This is a genomic window from Paraburkholderia sp. BL21I4N1 (genome assembly GCF_002973525.1).
Lineage (GTDB): Bacteria > Pseudomonadota > Gammaproteobacteria > Burkholderiales > Burkholderiaceae > Paraburkholderia.
On record NZ_PVEN01000001.1, the window covers coordinates 1,016,457 to 1,035,378 of the forward strand.

An 18,922-nucleotide genomic window follows, 5' to 3' on the forward strand; every position below is an offset into this window, starting at 1 on the left:
GCGCGCGGTGCTGCCCGAGACGGGACAGCAGCCTCGGCGCGGCGGATTGTAGCATTGGGGTGGTGGGGGATTTGGGCAGCGCGACCGCGCCAGAACGGGCGCTTACCGTTCGCGGCGGCGACTGAACGCCCACCAGCCGGCAAGCCCGGTAAACCCGGCCACGAGGATCACCATCACCCAGAAGCCATGGCGATTCTCGGCGAGCGGAATGCCGCCGACATTCATGCCGAAGAAACCCGCGACGATATTGATCGGCATGGCCAGCACCGTCACCAGCGTCAGCGTGAACAGCGTGCGGTTGTTCTGTTCTTCGAGCCGCGAAATGATTTCTTCCTGCAGCAGCCGGACGCGTTCAATCAGCCCGGCCACGTCGGAAATCACCACGGAAAATTCTTCCGTCGACTCGCGCAGGTCCTGCACGTCATCGGGATGCAGCCAGCGCGGCGGTCTCGCCAGCAGCCGGAAAATCGCGCCGGGTTCGGGCGCGAGCATCCGTTGCAAGCGGGTCAGCGTGCGGCGCATCGCGCCCAGGTCCAGACGGCTTTGCGTCGGCCGTTGCGACAGAAAACGGTCCTCGATCCGGTCGACGTCGGCGCTGGTGCGCCGAACGATCTGCACCAGCAGATCGGCCTGATCGCGCATCAGATGAACCAGCAGTTCCGCGGGCGAGCGGAACAGTTCACCGTCCCGCACCGACGCCCGCAAGCGGTCCACCGAGCGCAGCGGTTTCAAACGGGCGGTGACGATCACGCGCCGGTTCGCGTGGATCCACAGCGTCGCGATCTCGGACGGAATGAATTCGAGGTTGAACATGACGTCGTTGACCACCGCGCGCAGCGCGCCGTCCGCCTGTTCGATCCGTGTGGAGTGCGAGCCCTCGCGCAGCGCGTCGAAAAACGTTTCGGGCAAGTCGAGGTGAGCACGGATCCAGCGCTCGCTCGCGCTGTGCGCCAGATTGAAATGCAGCCAGATGAATTCGCCGGATTCGCCGGTGGCGCCGGGCGTTTCTTGCGTGCGGAGCCAGTTGGCGGCGTCAGCCGCGTCGATGGACTGCCCCGCACGGGTCGACGCAAACAGGAAGCCGCACACCATGCCGGACGAGTCCGCACCATAGGTTTGCACTAGCAGTTCAGGGTTCATAAGTCGTTCAGCGTGCTCTTCGCACCCGGGTTTCGGCATGGTCAGCAATTTACCGGGAGATCATGAACGCGTCATGTTCGTCATAAAGGGCCGGATTTTCAGCAGGCAATTTGCACGCGTGTTCGCAGCGGGCGAAGCAGGAGGCTCACTCCGGCGCAGGCTCCCGGCACACGCTGCCGAGCCGGCCGTGCTGCACGAAACCGAGCGACGCGTAGATTTTTCCCGCGTGATAGCTCTCGTCCGCGACCATTACCAGATGATCGTCCGAACCGGCCGTGGCACGGATCACCTCGCTGATCAGCGTCTTGCAGATGCCTTTGTTGCGATGCTGTTCGCTGGTAATGACCGCCTGAAAACGTCCGATACGGCCGAAAAAGAACAGTCCGAGACTGCCCACCTGCTCGCCGTCGATAAACGCCCCCCACCATGCACCCATACCGCGGGCGATGACGTTTCTATGGGCGATCTGCTGCTGCGCCATGTAGCGCTGCGAGGTGGGATCGGCCGGGTTCGGCATAGCCGCGAGTTGCATGGCGGCCCAGTCGTCCCAGTCACGCTGCGAATGGAATGCGCGGACTTCAATGTTCGCGCGCGTGACGGCCGGGCGGATTTGATCGGGTGTCGCCGTGAGCACGCTGCACAGCGTGGCGTCGTAACCGCGTTCGACGAACGCAGCGAGATCCACGGCGCCGGCATCATTTTCAGGCCACGTGAACGTGCGATGCGCGATCGACGGCGGGACACCGACGAGCCGCGCGAAGTCTTCCTCTAACCGGTCGATCTCGCCTGCCGAAGGCCGGTCGCGCAACACCAGCATGTTGCCGAAAAAGTAGTCGTGCGCCTGAGGCGTGCGAACCACCACATAGCGATCCTTCGTTTCCACGCTGCCGGTTTCGGCATGCAGCAGCAGATCGGTGGCGAGTCCAAGGTTTTCGGGTACGACGGGCATGAGGTCGAGCATCTCGGTGTGTGCGGCAGCGGTGCGCCGTCACGCGACGGCCGAGCCGCGATTGTCGACGATTTAACCGGTAGAGTCGATCGATCGGGGCCAGGGCACTAAGCGCTCACAACGCAGGCTTGAACACCATCAGCCAGTAGATCGCGACCATTGCCGCGAACGCGGGATAGCCTAGCCATTCCCAGTAGCGTGCATAGCGCCAGTATTGCCGAGGCAATGCGGTCACGCCGCTCGTGTTCGCGCTGGCGGCGATCTTTGCCATCTCCAGTTGAAGCCAGACGACCGGCAGCCAGCAGACGCCTGCTACCAGATACAGGCCGATGGCCGCGACGATCCATGGTGTACTCCACGGCCAACCGGCTGTGTGGGCGAGCCAGAGGCCCGACAGCGGTTGAAACACGATAGCCGGCGTGGTGAACCAGAGATCGGCCCGCACCACGAGGCGCGACACCGTGGCGATGGCGGGAACGCAGCGCGTGCGGTTCGCAAAGAACAGATAGAACGCTGTACCGAAGCCGGTGCCCACCAGCAGTACCGACGACATGATGTGCAAAGCCTTGATCGCGAGATAGAGGTTCATGGTTGTGTTTCTTCGCTAAATAGAATGAGCAGGAGCGCAAGGATCGGCAGGTTCTTCAGCAGAGGGCCAAACGGATGCCAGAGAAATTCGGGCATGGTGATCGCAATCGCGAGTGAGTACGCGGCGATTAGTGCGGCCTGCATCGCCCATAGCCGTCGTCCCGGACGGACCAGTGTGGCCACGCCGAAGGCCAGATCCAACGCCGATGCGAGATAGAGCGCGCCGATGGCGACGCCGCCGTGCAGATGCACGTGGGCGAGCAGAGCGAGACTGTCCGCCCGCGGGTAGATGAACGCGCTGCATAGTGCCGTCCAGATCCACGTGATGGCCAGCGCGCCACGCAACACGGCCGGGCGCCACGCGGCTAGCGCTTCGTGACGCAGCGGCAGCGCGTCGGCGGGCGTGATGAACGTTTCGATCCCGGCGGGCTCGCGGCCCAACAGCCTGGCGGTCGTTGCGGCCGGCGCGGTGCTGCCCGATTGCAACATGCGCCACGTGTCGCGGGTGAGCATGGAATGCGGTACGCGATCGAGCAACGCCGCGCTCAAGCCGATCGCCGCAGCGGGGATGCCGATGCTTCCGGTGGGCGTCAATCCCATCGACGCGCGATATGTCGCCAGCATCTGCCGATACGCCAGTTGCGTGCCGCCGACCAGATCGAGCACAGGCTGATCCGTGACGCTGCCGTCGACCAGGCGCACGACGATCTCGGCGAGTTCGTCGAGATGAATCGGCCGCAACAATTGATGACCTCCCGCCGGCAGCGGATGAACCGGCAAGCTCGCGATGCAGCGGAAAAAGCGCGCCGACGAACCGTGCGGCCCATACACGAGCGCCGGCCGCAGCACATGGTGCGCGACGGGCAGCGACAGGAGATACGTGTCGGCGGCGCGCTTGCTGGTGAAGTAGGCCGTCTCGCCGCCGTGCGCGCCGAGCGCGGAGATCTGCACGATGTGCCGCACGCCCGCCGTAACCGCCGCCTCGAACAGCGCGACCGGTGCGCGCCGATGGATCCGGTCGAAGGTCTGATCGCCGCGTTCGAGCAGAATGCCGACGGCATTGATCACCACGTCGATATCGCGCAGCCTGGGCAGCCAGACCGATGGGTCGAGATCGGCGGTGTAGTCGATCTCGACTTCGTCGTCGTGCCGGGCGTGCCGCACGCCTTTGCGCACCCGATGCCCGCCGCGCACGAGCGCGTCGCACAGCGCACGGCCGATGAAACCATCCGCGCCGCAAACCAAAATGTTCATGCTGCCCGGTGCGACGGACTGACAAGCGAACGTCGAGGTTGGATTCATTATCATTCTCTTAATTACTGTTATTTCTGTATTGACAGAAATTAAAAGTCAAAAAAACGGACGATCCGATCGTCCGCGCCATCGTGCTAGCTCTTCGTCCGTCTCATCGTGCGACTGAGCTTCGCGCCCATGCCGAGCGTCTTCATCAGCGTTTCGGGTTTCATGCGCAGCATCTCGTCGGACCATGTGGTCAAGGTTTCGAGAAACTGCAGCGTGTCGCGAATCCGCTGCTCGGTGTCACGGCTTTCCTGCGCCATTTCCGGGCTGTCCAGACTGTCTTTCAGCACCGTGAGCGTCGGATCGATCTCGCGCTGCCGGCGCCCCTCGACGATCAGCTTGAACAGTTCCCAGATATCCGTGGACGTCTCGAAGTGATCGCGCCGGTCGCCCATGACGTGCACCACCTTCGCGAGGCGCCACGACTGGAGTTCTTTCAGACTCGTGCTCACATTGGAACGGGCGACGCCCAGCGTGTCCGCGATCTCGTCCGCCGCGATAGGGCGGCCCAGCAGATAAAGCAGCGCGTGGATTTGCGCGACCGTGCGGTTGACGCCCCAGCGAGAGCCCATTTCGCCCCAGTGGAGGATGAATCTTTCAGCGATCGGTGTGAGTTCCATGTCTTGGACTTTATTTCATTCAGTTATTTCTGTCAAGACAGAAATAACGCTTGACGGGAACGCTGCATCGATCTAATTTCTGTTTTGACAGAAACAACGGAATTAACGGAATCGACAAAAAAAGGGAATTGATCATGGCGCGTCCTGAACTCACGCTTTACATCGACGGTAACTGCCCGCTTTGCGTTGCCGAGTGGAACCGCCTGCGTCAATGGGACCGGCACGACCGGTTGGGCTTTGTCGACATCGCGCAGCCGGGTTTCGATCCCGCGCCGCTCGGCGTCGAGTTGGCGGATCTGAACCGCGAGTTGCACGGGTGGACCGCGGGCGGCGAATGTGTCGTGGGAATCGATAGTTTCATCGCCGCGTACACGCTGGTCGGACGGGGCTGGCTGGTCGCGCCGCTGCGGATCAAGGCGATGCGTCCGGCCTTCAAGGCGCTGTATCGTGGGTTTGCCCGCAACCGCATGCGCATCTCGAGATGGCTCGGCGTGCGTGCCGCGTCCGGCTGCGCGGACGGAACCTGTGCTATCAAGACCGATCCCTTCCGCTGAACTCGAACGGCGCGAGGCGAATGTCACGACGCCCTTAAAAATCCGACCGCAGCGTCAGCATCACATTGCGGCGATCGCCGAACACGCTATAAAAGTTGCCGGGCGGACGAATGTAGTAATCGCGGTTAAACAAATTGTTCAACTGCAACGACGCCTCGACATGCTTGTTGAACTTATAGCCGACCTGCGCGTTGAAGATCGCATAGGCGCCTTGCTCGACACCACGCGTAATACGCGTTTGCGCCAGCATCCCACCGCCTATCGTCACGCCGCTCAACATGCCTTGCGTGAAGGCATAGTTCGTCCACAGTTTGAACAGATGCTTCGGGTCCGTACCGTCCGTCAGATTCGGCACGTCGTTTTCGTAGTTGACGTTCAGGTACGTGTAGCCCGCGTAAACGTTCCAGTTCCGCAACGGCTGGCCGGATACCTCGAGTTCGACGCCCTGATCGCGCGACTTGCCGCCCGCAATCGAGCCGGTGGGATGATCCGGGTCGGTGATCGCGCGGCTGTTGTCGTTAATGTTGAACACCGCGACCGTTGCGTTGAGGCGGTTGTGCAGAAAGCTGCCTTTGAGGCCCGCTTCGTATTGTTCGCCGGTGCGCGGTGCGAGGCCGACACCGGTATAGGTCGTCGCGGTCTGCGCGGCGAGGAACTTCGAATAGCTCGCATACGCGGTCAGCCACGGCACGATGTCGTAGACGAGCCCCGCGGACGGCAGGAAGCGGTGATTCAATTGCGCCTGCGTCGCCCAGTCGGAGACGGTCGGCAGAATGGTCTGCGCGGTCTGATGGTAGAACGCCTCGCGCGCGCCGAGCACGAGCGTGAGCGGCTGCGTGATGTGAATCCGCGCCTGCCCATAGACGCCTAGCTGTTCGAACCGGTTGTTGGCGCCGTAGGTAAACGGTACGTCGACCTTCGAAACCGCATTCGGGTCGTACAGACTAAACGTTCCATCGGCGAAGGGACCGTTGGCCAGCACGAAACCCGAGTTCTGTGTATTCGACTGCAGCGTGTAGTTCGCGCCGAACGTCAGCGTGTGGGTCTGCCCGAACAGTTGCAGCGGACCAGACACGTTGGTGTCCGCGCCGAACCAGTCGTACGTGTTGCGTTGCCGCTGCTCGCCGTAAGACGACAGACCACTCGCGCTCGCACCCGGACCGGCGTACGCGTAATCCGCTTTCAGCAGTTCATGGCGATAGAACAGCGTGGTCTGCGACTGCCAGCCGTTTTCGAAGCGATGCACGAGGTTTGCATTGGCCTCCTGCACCGACGTGTAGCCATAATTCCAGCTCGGGCTGAAGTTCTGCGAATACGAACCCGGCACCCGGCCGATCAACGCGCTCTGGTCGCTGTTAACGATACCGCTCGCGCCGTAATCGAGACCGGAGATCGGGTTGTTCTGATACGCCGCCGACAGCGACAACGTGGTGCGCGGCGTGATGTCGAAATCGAGCGCGCCGTAAGCCATCACTTCTTTCTGGCGCACGCCGTCCACCGACTGCAAGCCGTCGCTGCCCACCAGCACCGCGCGGCCGCGCAACGAGCCGTCCTTGTTCAACGGTCCGGTCACGTCGACCATCTGACGGAGCGAACCGAACGAGCCGGCCTGCGTTTCGGTCGCGACATGGAAGGTGTCCTGCGGGCGCTTGCGCACCAGATTGACCGTGCCGCCCGGATCGCCCGCGCCGTCCATCACGCCGGACGGACCCCGCAAGATTTCGACGCGGTCGTACATGGCCAGATCGAACTGTTGCAGATACTGCAGGCCACTGACGATCGGCACGCCGTCGAACTCGACCCCGAGCATGTTGCCGCGCGCCTTGAAGTACGCGGTGCCGTCGCCGTAATCGACCGACTGGACGCCGGTCACATAGCGCAGCGCCTGCTGGATCGTGACCATGTTCTGGTCGTCCATGCGCTGGCGTGTCAGTACGGACACCGACGCCGGCGTTTCCTTGATCGCCACCGGCACCTTGCTGCCGACCGTCGCGGAGCGGGCCGCATACGAGCCGCTGCCTTCGGTCGAGGCATCGGCGTCCGCGGTGGACGTCACGGTGACCACCGGCAGGTTGCTGCCCGGCGCAGCGGTTTGTGCGTGCGTCGGGAGCGACCACGCGGCGAGCAGCGCGAGCGCGAGGCAGGTCATGGGCGGCGCGCTGAAACGTCGTGGCGCAACGTCGCGTCGTGCGTGGTCTGTCGTTGTTTTCATCGGGTGAAGAACTGAGTGCGTTTAAAAATAAATGGACGAGCAATGCCCTTCCGGCTGAAAGCGGATTTCCTGAAGCGGGTCGACGGGGAGAGCGCTTTGTTATTCGATCCGGCGATCGGCGTCGCTGGATGTCAGCCGGTGCCGCGCGTGGTGTTCGCGATGGCTGTCACATCCATGCCGGAAGCATTCTTTCCGGTTAAGATGGCGTCCAGCCTGAGAATGAGATTCATTCCTATTATCTCGAGGGCTGCGGCCTCAAGCGTTGATAGGCAAGGAGAATATCGGTTGCGCAGCCCGAAAGGCCGACAATCAATGTCGATTTTTGGACAACATGTGTCCAATCGTCGGTATGGGCAATCTGAAGCAGCCCGGCGGCGGCGACGTGAGCACGACGCGCGCATCCCGCCGGGCAAAGAGGAACCGATGAAAGAGTTTTTACTGAAGCGTTATCCGATGGCACGGCTGCCGTTGCCGCGCAGTGTGATGGCATCGTTGACGCAGTATCGGCACGGCGAACGGATTTCGTGGCACCAGCATCATCACGGGCAACTGGTGTTCGCGGTGCGCGGTGTGGTGCGCGCGCTGACGCCGCAGCGCACGTGGACGCTGCCGCAATCGCGCGCGCTGTGGTTGCCGTCGGACGTCGATCATGAATTGCACGCGGTCGGCGCGCTCGAGTTGTGCAACGTGTATATCGAACCCGAAGTGTTCGAATGGCAGTGGCGCGAACCGCTGGCAATGTCGGCGTCGCCCTTGCTGCGCGAACTCGCGCTCAATCTGAGCGCCGGCGGCGACGACTACGCGCCCACGAGCCAGGCCGCGCTGTCGGTGCCGTTGCTGCTCAAGGTGATCGCCGAAGCCGCCACGATGCCGGAAAGCGGTGTGCCGTTACCGCACGACGAGCGCCTGCTGAAAATCTGCGAACACCTGATGAACGAGCCCGGCAGCGACACGTCGCTCGATTTCTGGGCCGCGCGCATGGGCGCGAGCGGCCGCACGTTCGCGCGCCGTTTCAAGGACGAAACCGGCATGACGTTCGGTTTGTGGCGCCAGCATATGCGGGTCGACGAAGCCATCTCGCGCCTCACGCTCGGCCAACCCGTGGCGCGCGTGGCGGGCGAGTTGGGCTATAGCAGTGCGAGCGCCTTTATCGTGATGTTTCGTCAGATCACCGGCAGCGCGCCTCAGCACTATCTGTCCGGCTGAATGTGCCGGTGTGGCGCCTGAGAAAAAATTCTCACCGACGCCGATGGTGCACTGCGGTGTGATCTCCCGGAGCACGCGTGCTAAAAATCGTCCCATACGTTTCAGCTTGGGAGACGATGCGGCGCCGCAGGTGGCGCACAATGCCTCCAGCACCCGACAAGCGCTGAATTCGCCGGAGACTCGCGATGCCGTACGTTCCGTCAACCCGACATATCGACCGCGTGTGCAACGTCATCGAAGGGCGTACGGTGCGTCCCGGCGTGGACGGTGCGCGGCTCGCATCGTCTTATCGGCGTTCGCTCGAGCAATATCATCTCGATCCGTGCGCGACCGTCGGGCCGCGCGTGCTGACCGTGCCCGAATTGCGCGACGTCCAGCATCGCGAGGAATCGTTTCTCCGCGCGTCGGGGCAGTGTCTGTCGCGGTTGCATGAAATGGTGCGCGAGGCCGACTACTGCGTAATGCTGACCGACGCGCAAGGCGTGACGATCGACTACCGCGTGGACCGCGAGCGCCGTCACGATTTCAAGCGCGCGGGCCTGTATCTCGGGTCGTGCTGGTCGGAACGCGAGGAGGGCACCTGTGGCGTGGCCAGCGTGCTGCTCGACGCCGAGCCGATCACCGTGCATCGCATGGATCATTTTCGGGCCGCGTTCACGACGCTGACTTGCAGCGCCTCGCCGATCTTCGGCTTGCACGGCGAATTGCTCGGCGTGCTGGATGCGTCCGCGGTGCGTTCCCCCGACGACCGCGAGAGCCAGCGGCTCGTCAACCACATCGTGCGGCAGAGCGCATTGCTGATCGAAGACGCGTATTTCCTCAACGCCGCGACCGACTGCTGGGTGCTGCTCGCGCACCGCAATCGCCATTATGTGGAAGCGCAGCCGGAAATCCTGATAGCCGTCGACGCGAGCGGCAACGTCGTCGCCGTGAACCGCCGCGCGCGCGAATGCATGCCCGCGCTCAACGCGCTGCCGCGCCACGTGACGGCGTTATTCGACATCACCGCCGAGCGCCTGTTCGACACCAGGGCGGCGCGCGGTCTCGTCTCGCTCAGACTGAACGACACCGGTTCGCCGCTGTATGCGCGAGTGCGTCCGCCCATGCTCGCGCGTACGACACGACGGCCGGTGCTAACGCCGCGCGATCTCGCCGCCGCTCGGACCGCTTCACAGACCGCATTGCAGACCGCGCCGCTGTCCGACGACGACGCGCTCGAACGCCGCCGCATCGTCGCCGCGCTGAGCGACGCGAAGTGGCGCACCGAACTGGCCGCGCAAGCGCTGGGTATTTCGCGCGCGACCCTGTACCGGCGCATTGCGCGGCTGGGCATCAAACCGCCACACAAGTGCTAGCCGAGCCGCGCCGATTCCATTAGCGGGCGTAGAACCCGCGTTTCCTATCGAAGTTCGATCATCCGTTCTGTATGGAGGAGCAACCATGCCTGAAAATAACGTCAAACCTACGCTATCCGCCGTGCTGGAGACGCTGGAAGGCGCGCTGAAACGCGGCGACGTCGCGGCCGCCGTCGAGTTGTTCCAGCCCGATTGCTACTGGCGCGATCTGGTCGCGTTCACCTGGAACATCAAAACGCTCGAAGGCCGCGAGCAGATCGCGGACATGTTGAGCGCGCAACTAGGCGCGATCAAACCATCGAATTTCAGGCTCGCGGAGCCCGAACCGGCTACCGACGCAAGCGGTATGACGCAGGGCTGGATCACGTTCGAAACGGAGGCGGCGCGCGGCACGGGCTTCATTCGTTTGAAAGACGGCCGCATCTGGACCTTGCTGACCACCATGGCCGAACTTAAAGGCCACGAAGAACCGAAGGGCGCCAAGCGGCCGATGGGGGCGGAACACGGCGCGCGCCAGAACCGCACCAGCTGGAAGGAAAATCGCGAGGCCGAACTCGACGCACTCGGTACTTCCACGCAGCCGTATTGCCTCGTGGTCGGCGGCGGGCAGGGCGGTATCGGGCTCGGCGCGCGGCTGCGGCAACTCGGCGTGCCGACCATCATCATCGACAAAAACGAGCGGCCGGGCGACGCCTGGCGCAAGCGCTACAAGACGCTCTGCCTGCACGATCCGGTCTGGTACGACCATATGCCCTACCTGCCGTTTCCGGACAACTGGCCGGTCTTCACGCCGAAAGACAAGATCGGCGACTGGCTCGAGATGTACACCAACGTCATGGAGCTGAACTACTGGGGCGGCACGACCTGCAAGTCCGCCGTGTACGACGAAGCCAAGGGCGTATGGACCGTGGAAGTCGAGCGCGGCGACCGCACGATCGTGCTGCACCCGAAGCAACTGGTGCTCGCCACCGGCATGTCGGGCAAGCCTAACCTGCCGAAGTTCAAGGGCATGGACGTGTTCAAGGGCGAGCAGCACCATTCGTCGCAGCATCCCGGTCCGGACAACTATCGGGGCAAGAAGGTCGTGGTGATCGGCGCGAACAATTCGTCGCACGACATTTGTGCCGCGCTCTGGGAAGCGGGCGTCGACGTGACGATGGTGCAGCGTTCGTCGACCCACATCGTCAAGTCGGATTCGCTGATGGAATTCGCGCTCGGCGATCTGTATTCGGAGCGCGCGGTGGCGGCCGGCATGACGACCGCGAAGGCGGATCTGACCTTTGCGTCGATCCCGTACGCGATTCTTCACGAGTTTCAGATTCCGGTGTTCAACGCGATCCGCGAGCGCGACGCCGAGTTTTACGCCAAGCTGGAAAAGAGCGGCTTCATGCTCGATTTCGGCGACGACGATTCCGGCCTTTTCATGAAGTATCTGCGGCGCGGCTCGGGCTATTACATCGACGTGGGCGCGTCGCAGCTGGTGGCCGACGGCAAGATCAAGCTGAAGAGCGGCGTGGACGTGGTCGAGCTGAAAGAGCATGCGGTGTTGCTGAGCGACGGCAGCGAACTCGAAGCGGACGTCGTGGTGTACGCAACGGGTTATGGCTCGATGAACGGCTGGGCCGCCGACCTGATTTCGCGCGAGGTCGCCGACAAGGTAGGCAAGGTATGGGGACTCGGTTCGAACACGACGAAAGACCCGGGCCCGTGGGAGGGCGAGCAGCGCAACATGTGGAAGCCCACGCAGCAGCAGGCGCTATGGTTTCATGGCGGCAACCTGCATCAGTCGCGGCATTACTCGCAGTATCTGTCGTTGCAACTCAAGGCACGGATGGAAGGAATTGCGACACCGGTGTTCGGACTGCAGGAGGTGCATCACCTGTCGTAGCGTGAGCGCGGGGTGTGGGGCGCGGGTTCGTGGCGAGGACGATGGCGGCCCCGCGCGCCGTGCCCCATGCGACAACCGATCCCTCAGCACATGGCGGGCAGCGTCACGTTCACCTCCAACCCGCCGCCTTGCCGGTTGCTCAGCGATATATCGCCGCCATGCGCCTGAATCACCGCACGTGCCGACGTCAGCCCCAAACCCATGCCGCCCGTCGTGCGATTGCGCGACTGTTCGAGGCGGTAAAACGGCGCGAACACTTTTTCGAGCGCATACGACGGAATGCCCGGGCCGTGGTCGATTACCTTCAGGTGAATCTGCGTGGCCGAACAGCGAAGCTCCAGTTCCGCGCGGTTGCCGTATTTCAACGCGTTGTCGACCAGGTTCGCACACGCGCGCCGGAATGAAAACGGCCGTCCGCTGAACGCGAAACGCTCGGGGCCGGCGTAGAAAACCGGCTTGCCCTGATCGCTGTAATCGTCGGCGATGGTGCGCAGCAGTCCGGCGAAATCGAACACGGTCGATTCTTCGTCCTTGTAGTCGTCGCGAAAGAAAGACAGCGCGGAATCCGCCATGGCCTGCAAATCGTCGACGTCGCGGAACAGGCGCTCGCGCTGATCCTCGTCTTCGATGAACTCGCCGCGCAGCCGGATTTTCGTGAGCGGCGTGCGCAGATCGTGCGACATGGCCGCCAGCATCGCGGTACGGTCTTCGACAAATTTGCGCAACTGTGCCTGCAGCGCGTTGAAGGCCGCAATCGCGGCGCGCAATTCGCGCGGCCCCGCTTCGCGTACCGGACCGGAACGCGGATCGCCACCGAAGCGGCGCAGGTCGTCGGCGAAACGCCGTAACGGCTTCGACAGGTAATACGTGGCCACCACCGAGGCCGCGAGAATGGACAGCGCCACGAATCCTAGCGCAATTGCGATCTGCGCCGGCCGCGGCAGTCCCCACGCGCGGCGGGTCGCGGTGAACACGAGCCAACTGCCGTCGTTCAGTCCGGCCGCCAGAAAATAGGCGTGCGGGTCGCGGGCACGATCGTAATGCGGCAAGCTGCCCGACAGGTCGTCGTTCGATTTGAACAGCAACACCGTGCGCGGGTGGCCATTAGCCGCGAACCACTGCGTGAGCTCCGCGTCGGTGCGGCTCGTCATGGGCGACGCCGCGAGCACGCGCGCGGTCGGCGAGCCCGCCGGATACCAGTCGACCGAGGTCGCCGCAATGTGCGAGGCGCTGGCCACTGGTTGACGGTAACGATCCGGCACGGTCTCGACCATCAGGATGATGTCGTTGGCCCGACCGAGCAGCGCGGTTTCCTCGACCGACGGCCGCGCCCACACGCCCGCGAAATGATTGAACACCACGCTGAGCAGCAGCACGCCGACAATCGCGGAGCCGACCGTGAGCGCAATACGCCAGCCGATCGTATCGGGCGGCCGCAGGCTGGTTTTCATCCGCGCCGCACCGTGGGGGTGAACATGTAACCGCCGCCGCGTACCGTGCGGATCACGGGCGGTTCCTTGTCGTCGAGATCGAGTTTGCGGCGTAGGCGCGCAACCTGCACGTCGATGCTGCGGTCGTACACCTCATGCGCCGCGCCGTGCGCGAGATCGAGCAACTGTTCACGCGACAGCACGCGTTGCGGGTGTTCCGCGAACGCCAGCAGCAGGTCGAATTCGGTGCTGGACAGGATCATCAGCGTGTTGTCGGCGGAGCGCAATTCGCGCCGTGCAATATCGAGCCGCCAGCCGGCGAACGACAGCATCGGCCGCGTGCCGGTACTCGCCACGGCGACATCGGACTGCGTCGTGCGACGCAAGACAGCCTTCACGCGGGCGAGCAATTCGCGTGCGTCGAATGGCTTCACCAGGTAGTCGTCCGCGCCGATTTCAAGGCCGACCACGCGATCCACATGATCGGCCACCGCGGTGAGCATGATGACGGGCACTTTCGAGGTGGCGCGCAAACGCCGGCATAGGCTGAAGCCGTCTTCGCCGGGCAGCATGACGTCGAGAATCACCAGGTCGATGGGTCGGCTGTTGAGCATTTCGAAGAGCGTGACGCCGTCGGTCGCGATACTGACCTCGTGGCCATGCCGGCGAAAAAACCCCGTCAATAAGGACCGGATGTCCTCTTCGTCGTCGACCACCAGTACGTGCGGCATATAAGTCATTCCCAAATGCTAATCCTGAACGGCCGTTAATCTATGTCAGCCGTGCCCCGGCAATATTTCAGGGCTGACACATTGTATCGGGCTCGAAATATCGCGCACATCATGGCGTCGATTCGCCTGAGTAATCTCGCCGCTTCTGATTGGAGGTTACTGAATGGCGAGTTCGTCGAAAGCCACGCGTCGTGTTGTCGATGTCGTGAAGAAGGTCCGTTGCCGCGACTACCCGGCGCTGCTGGCCGCCGCGCTGCTGATGAGTTCCCGCCTCGCGTGGGCGGGCGGCGTCGATAGCGGGGCCGATTCCGGCTTCACCGTGTTGAGCAACGCGACCAACGTGACGCACTGGGGCCTGGGCGCCGGCGTGGGCGTGGATGCGTCGCCCTACCGCGGCGACAAGGCGCGGGTGACGCCGATTCCGCTGTTCTACATCGACAATAAATGGATCAACGCGTACGCCACGAGGCTCGATCTGAAGGTCGGACAATGGAGCGGCGTCACGGTTGCATTGCGGGCCCGCGTGGGGATTCTCGAAGGCTATCGGGGCTCGGATGCGCCGATCCTGAACGGCATGCCGAATCGCGACAGCCTGACCTTCTGGTACGGCCCGGTGGTGGGCTGGCACACGGCATTCGGCACGCTTACCGGTAGCTACCTGCTGGGCGGCAACAAGGGCCAGCAGGCCAGCCTCGAATTCAAGAAGGCCTTTGAAATGGGACGCTGGAGCATCGAACCGCATGCGGACGCCACCTGGCTCGCCGGCAAATATGTCGACTACTACTACGGCGTGACCTCGTCGGAAGCGCGCGCCGGGCGGCCTGCGTATGACGGCAGCGCGACGGTGAACGCGACGATCGGCACACGCGTCGCGTATCAGCTCGCGCCGCGTCAGTCGGTGAGCCTCGATCTGCAGGTCACGCATCTCGGCAGCGGTATCGCCGATAGCCCGCTGGTCGGCAGGCGCTTCATTCCCGCCGCGCGCGTCGGGTATCTGTATCAGTTCCAGTAACGTAAATAAAGTCCCGGGTATGCTTGGGCCTGCGCGGCAGGGCGGCGCGGTTCGGTCATACCCCGGAACGGAGAAGAACATGCTGTTTGCTACGCGTCACACCCGAGTCGTCCGGCGCCGCGCGTCCTGCGAGGCGTCGGATAGCGACTGCCGTCAGGAGCACGATGCCGGGCGCGGCAGAGTGCGTCGTCAGCGGCCCGTGGGCACGCTGTCCGGGTCGAGCAACCTCGACGGATGGAAAGCGCAAGGCCGTCTTCATTCGCAAGATGGGAGCGCGGCATCAGGTCACGAGCCGGTCGAAGTCACGAACGTGCTTGACGCGGTTCAACTGATCGTCGAACTGCGCGCGCAGTTGCGGGAAAAACAGTCGGAAGTCGATGTACTGGCCGAAGCGCTGGACTACGCGCGCGGTTTTAGTCCGGACCATTGAGGGGCCGGTGCGTCAGGTCGCGTCACGCCGCCACATGCGTCGCGAACCAGTCCACCAGAAAATCGATCAGCACACGCAGCGCCGCGGGCATTTGTCGCCGTGAGTTGTAGACGCCGTAAATATCGAGCGTTTGCGCTTCGTGACCGGGCAGCAGACGCACGAGTTGTCCGCTCGCGATCAACGGTGCCGCTGCGAACACCGGCTGCATTGCAATCCCTGCGCCTTCGCGCGCGGCCGCCAGCAAGGTCATCGAATCGTTCGCGCTGAGATTGCCGCCCACCGCCACGGCCGACGGCTCTCCGCTCGCCGTGTCCTTGAACTTCCACAGACTCTTGCCGAAGTACGAGTAAGTCAGGCAGTTGTGCACGGCCAACTCCGTGACGTCGCGCGGCGTGCCGTGCGCGGCGAGATACGACGGCGCCGCGCACACGACCGACGGGCAAATGCCGAGCGGCCGCGCGATCAGGCTGGGGTCGAGTTGCTCGGTGATGCGGATCGCCAGGTCGATGCGCTCTTCCACCAGATTCACCGTGCGGCCGTCCACCACGAGATCGACGGCGGTGGCGGGATAGCGCTTCAGGAATGCTGTCATCGCCGCGCCGAGCACCTGCTGCGCCAGCACCTGCGCACAGGCCACGCGCAGCAGGCCGCGCGGCGTCTCCGCCTCGGGACCGTCGGTCACGGCCATCTGGCCGGCAATCTCGAGCATCTGCCGGCAACGCGCCAGCGCCGCTTCGCCTGCAGAGGTCAGGCTGATACGCCGGGTGCTCCGATGCAGCAGCCGCGCGCCCGACCACGCCTCCATTTGCGCCAGATAGCGTGTGACCATGGCGCGCGACATGGCCAGACCGTCGGCGGCGGCGGTCAGGCTGCCCCGTTCGGCAATCGTCACGAAAACTTCGGCAGCGGTGATACGGTCCATGATTCGATCGATTCATGCAACAAATATGCGCATGATAAGCGGCTTTTAGATCGATCGAAGAAATTTACAATGGCGGCATCGTTTCAGAACCCGCTATTGGAGAATCCATGTCGCGCTCTTTCCGCTTTTCGCCATTCAGTCTGGTCGTTCCCGCCGCGCTGCTCAGCATCGGTCTCGCCGCTCACGCGGCCGGCGCCGCACCGCTTCATCTCGAGATCTATAACCCCGGCGACAAGGGCGTGTTTCCGGTGTCGTCGGAGATCGTCACGGGCGCGCATGACGCGGTGCTGATCGACGCGCAATTCCAGCGCAGCGACGCCGAAGCGCTGGTGAAGAAGCTCAAGGCCAGCGGCAAGACGCTGACCACGGTCTACATCAGCCAGAGCGATCCCGATTACTACTTCGGCCTCGACGTCATTCAGGATGCGTTCCCGCACGCGAAGATCGTCGCGACGCCGCAAACGGTCGCCGCGATCAAGGCGACCATGGACGGCAAGCTCGCCTACTGGGGTCCGGTGTTGAAGGACAATGCGCCGAAGCGTCTCGTGTTGCCCGAAGCGCTGCACGGCGATCGTCTGATGCTGGAAGGCCGGTCCATCGAGATTAAAGGTCTCGCTGGCCCGGCTCCCGAGCGCACCTATCTGTGGATTCCGTCGCTGAAGACGGTGGCGGGCGGCGTGGTGGTCAATAGCGGCGATCATGTGTGGGTCGCGGATACACAGAGCGAAGCGTCGCGCGCGGCATGGTTGAATACGCTCGATGATATCGTCGCGCTCAAGCCGGCGACGGTCGTGCCCGGCCACTTCACCGGCCCGATGCCGACGGGCGTCAAGGCAGTGCGCTTTACCGCGGACTATCTGAAGACCTTCGACCGCGCCGCCGCGAAGGCGAACAATTCGACCGAACTCGTCGACGCGATGAAACGGGCGTATCCGGACCTGGGCGGCGTGTCGTCGCTCGAATTGAGCGCGAAGGTCATCAAGGGCGAAATGCAATGGCCGGCGCCGGCGGCGTCGGCATCGGATAGCAAACCGGCAGCCGCGGGTTCGGCTCCCGCCGCTGCCGGTCAACGCGTGGACGGCAAGGCCGCCGCGCAAGGAGGCGCATGATGGCGACGCTTCACTACATCTACGATCCGCTGTGCGGCTGGTGCTATGGCGCCGCACCGCTCGTCGAGGCGGCGCGTGCCGTGCCCGGTCTCACGCTCGCGTTTCATGGCGGCGGCATGCTGGCGGGCGCGCAGCGCCGTCGCGTGACGCCGCAATGGCGCGACTACGTGATGCCGCACGACCGACGCATTGCCGACCTGACCGGCCAGCCGTTCGGCGCGGCTTATTTCGACGGCCTGTTGCGCGACGAGCACGCCGTGATGGATTCGGAGCCACCGATCACGGCGGCGTTGGCGGCGGAAGAAGTGGCTGGGCGCGGACTCGACATGATTCATCGCCAACAGCGCGCGCACTATGAGGAAGGCATGCGCATCAGCGACGCCGCCGTGCTGCAGGAACTCGCCGTGGAGATCGGCTTGCCGGCGGACGCGTTTCGCGCGGCCTTCGCGCGGCAAAGCGGCGCGCCGACGCAGCAGCATATCGGCGCTAGCCGTCGTCTGCTGGACGAGGTCGGGGGACACGGCTTCCCGACCTTCGCGCTGGAAGATGAGAACGGTCGGGTCGGCGTCGTCGATATTCGCGCGTATCTCGGGCGGCCGGTCGAATGGGCGCGTGAGCTTGCTCGCTTGACCGGTGTGTCGATTGGGGCGTCGGCGTTCGCTACGGTTTCATCTGCGCCGGAAAGCGGGCCGAGCTGCGATATCGGTGGTTGCGCGTGAACAAGACCTGATGGCAACGTGGGCGGCATGGACCGGTGCATAAGCGGACGTCGGGCCGCGACCCCGGTCAATCCGCTTGCGAAAGCTGAAACACGTTACCTTCAGGATCTTCGCCGTCGCACATCAGTTGAGGGAAACCGTCGTAGCGTTTCAGACCGCGCATCGGCACGCCTGCGCGCGTGAGTTGGTCGTGCAACTCGGTCAGTCCTGAATCGACCGAAAAAACCAGCTTCGCATTCGAATGATTCGGTGTGGCCGCCAGCTTGCGATACGGCTCACCAACCCGATGCAGCGCAATCTCAACCGCGCCCGCTTGCAGCACGACCCATTCGTGTTCGATTTCCTCGCTGACGGGCAACGCGAAATGGGTTTGATAGAAGGACTTCAGCAGCGCGACGTCGTGGACATAAAGAATCAATCTCGACATGTGCAACGGCATGGATCTCTCCGAAGGGCGCAGCGCTTCGAACTTCGATAGCACCGCCGGGTGAATAGGATCGGCTGGCAATTCGTGACCACAACGCCACCGGCGAAGTTTAAATGCTCCGCGGCGATCACATTCGATGCTTCGGCGCGTTTGCTCCCGGCTGCCTGAAAACACGCTTATTGACGGGGCTTACCGACCGCTTTCGAGCGCCCATACCGCGCCTTACCGTATAGACCGGCACGACGCAACAGAAATAATGAGTCATTCAGCGACGGATTCTCTCCGTTCGCTCCGTTCAAGAGATCTGGGCAGCACGTTTGCGCATGAATCG

18 protein-coding genes are annotated in these 18,922 nt (G+C 63.5%); 8 read left to right on the top strand and 10 right to left on the bottom strand.

The genetic code is table 11. The features are described 5' to 3' along the window. Positions 1–102: 102 nt before the first annotated feature. The 5 genes from B0G83_RS04440 to B0G83_RS04460 all read right to left on the bottom strand — a co-directional run bounded on the left by B0G83_RS04440 (position 103) and on the right by B0G83_RS04460 (position 4,596). The gene (locus tag B0G83_RS04440) at positions 103–1,140 is read right to left on the bottom strand and encodes a transporter (RefSeq protein WP_105506172.1); all 1,038 of its coding nucleotides are present in this window, start codon (positions 1,138–1,140) and stop codon (positions 103–105) included. A gap of 145 nt (positions 1,141–1,285) precedes the next feature. Further along, positions 1,286–2,089 (bottom strand): GNAT family N-acetyltransferase, encoded by an 804-nt coding sequence (locus tag B0G83_RS04445; protein ID WP_105506586.1) that lies wholly within the window; start codon positions 2,087–2,089, stop codon positions 1,286–1,288. A 115-nt stretch (positions 2,090–2,204) separates the two neighbouring features. After that, on the bottom strand, positions 2,205–2,678 hold the full coding sequence (locus B0G83_RS04450; protein WP_105506173.1) for a DUF2269 domain-containing protein: 474 nt from the start codon (positions 2,676–2,678) through the stop codon (positions 2,205–2,207). Continuing rightward, positions 2,675–3,931, bottom strand: coding sequence for an SDR family oxidoreductase (locus tag B0G83_RS04455; protein WP_105506174.1), 1,257 nt, complete (start codon positions 3,929–3,931; stop codon positions 2,675–2,677). The genes B0G83_RS04450 and B0G83_RS04455 overlap by 4 nt, the downstream gene beginning before the upstream one ends. A 134-nt stretch (positions 3,932–4,065) precedes the next feature. Then, the gene (locus B0G83_RS04460; RefSeq protein WP_105506175.1) at positions 4,066–4,596 is read right to left on the bottom strand and encodes a GbsR/MarR family transcriptional regulator; all 531 of its coding nucleotides are present in this window, start codon (positions 4,594–4,596) and stop codon (positions 4,066–4,068) included. A 50-nt stretch (positions 4,597–4,646) separates the two neighbouring features. Between B0G83_RS04460 and B0G83_RS04465 the strand changes: the two genes are divergently transcribed. Beyond that, positions 4,647–5,150 (top strand): thiol-disulfide oxidoreductase DCC family protein, encoded by a 504-nt coding sequence (locus B0G83_RS04465; protein WP_258167689.1) that lies wholly within the window; start codon positions 4,647–4,649, stop codon positions 5,148–5,150. Between the two features lie 34 nt (positions 5,151–5,184). On the opposite strand, the gene B0G83_RS04470 is transcribed toward B0G83_RS04465, so the two are convergent. Continuing rightward, entirely contained in the window at positions 5,185–7,299 is a 2,115-nt protein-coding gene (locus tag B0G83_RS04470) for a TonB-dependent siderophore receptor (RefSeq protein WP_258167690.1), read from the bottom strand. A 486-nt stretch (positions 7,300–7,785) separates the two neighbouring features. Between B0G83_RS04470 and B0G83_RS04475 the strand changes: the two genes are divergently transcribed. The 3 genes from B0G83_RS04475 (at position 7,786) to B0G83_RS04485 (ending at position 11,811) form a co-directional block, all read left to right on the top strand. Beyond that, entirely contained in the window at positions 7,786–8,568 is a 783-nt protein-coding gene (locus tag B0G83_RS04475) for a helix-turn-helix domain-containing protein (protein WP_105506178.1), read from the top strand. A 185-nt stretch (positions 8,569–8,753) separates the two neighbouring features. After that, complete coding sequence (locus B0G83_RS04480; RefSeq protein WP_105506179.1) at positions 8,754–9,923, top strand: sigma-54-dependent Fis family transcriptional regulator; 1,170 nt, start codon at positions 8,754–8,756, stop codon at positions 9,921–9,923. Positions 9,924–10,008: 85 nt separating this feature from the next. After that, a complete protein-coding gene (locus B0G83_RS04485; protein WP_105506180.1) occupies positions 10,009–11,811 on the top strand; it encodes an NAD(P)/FAD-dependent oxidoreductase in 1,803 nt (600 codons plus the stop codon). Between the two features lie 83 nt (positions 11,812–11,894). Here B0G83_RS04485 and B0G83_RS04490 read toward each other — a convergent pair whose 3' ends face one another. Continuing rightward, positions 11,895–13,262 (bottom strand): cell wall metabolism sensor histidine kinase WalK, encoded by a 1,368-nt coding sequence (locus B0G83_RS04490; protein WP_105506181.1) that lies wholly within the window; start codon positions 13,260–13,262, stop codon positions 11,895–11,897. Further along, positions 13,259–13,981, bottom strand: a complete 723-nt coding sequence (locus B0G83_RS04495; RefSeq protein ID WP_105506182.1) for a response regulator — start codon at positions 13,979–13,981, stop codon at positions 13,259–13,261. Before B0G83_RS04495 ends, B0G83_RS04490 begins: the two co-directional genes overlap by 4 nt. 154 nt (positions 13,982–14,135) lie before the next feature. On the opposite strand from B0G83_RS04495, the gene B0G83_RS04500 reads away from it, so the two are divergent. Together B0G83_RS04500 and B0G83_RS04505 are read left to right on the top strand one after the other, a co-directional pair. Beyond that, the gene (locus tag B0G83_RS04500; protein ID WP_105506183.1) at positions 14,136–14,984 is read left to right on the top strand and encodes a MipA/OmpV family protein; all 849 of its coding nucleotides are present in this window, start codon (positions 14,136–14,138) and stop codon (positions 14,982–14,984) included. A 79-nt stretch (positions 14,985–15,063) separates the two neighbouring features. Next, entirely contained in the window at positions 15,064–15,414 is a 351-nt protein-coding gene (locus tag B0G83_RS04505) for a hypothetical protein (protein ID WP_105506184.1), read from the top strand. Positions 15,415–15,436: 22 nt separating this feature from the next. Here the strand turns inward: B0G83_RS04505 and B0G83_RS04510 are convergent, their stop codons facing one another. After that, positions 15,437–16,336, bottom strand: coding sequence for a LysR family transcriptional regulator (locus B0G83_RS04510; RefSeq protein WP_105506185.1), 900 nt, complete (start codon positions 16,334–16,336; stop codon positions 15,437–15,439). 107 nt (positions 16,337–16,443) lie between these two features. On the opposite strand from B0G83_RS04510, the gene B0G83_RS04515 reads away from it, so the two are divergent. Next, on the top strand, positions 16,444–17,445 hold the full coding sequence (locus B0G83_RS04515) for an MBL fold metallo-hydrolase (RefSeq protein WP_105506186.1): 1,002 nt from the start codon (positions 16,444–16,446) through the stop codon (positions 17,443–17,445). After that, positions 17,445–18,164: a DsbA family protein gene (locus B0G83_RS04520; RefSeq protein WP_105506587.1), complete on the top strand. Its 720-nt coding sequence runs from the start codon at positions 17,445–17,447 to the stop codon at positions 18,162–18,164. The genes B0G83_RS04515 and B0G83_RS04520 overlap by 1 nt, the downstream gene beginning before the upstream one ends. A 67-nt stretch (positions 18,165–18,231) precedes the next feature. Here B0G83_RS04520 and B0G83_RS04525 read toward each other — a convergent pair whose 3' ends face one another. Then, positions 18,232–18,603, bottom strand: coding sequence for a VOC family protein (locus B0G83_RS04525; protein ID WP_105506187.1), 372 nt, complete (start codon positions 18,601–18,603; stop codon positions 18,232–18,234). Positions 18,604–18,922: the final 319 nt, after the last annotated feature.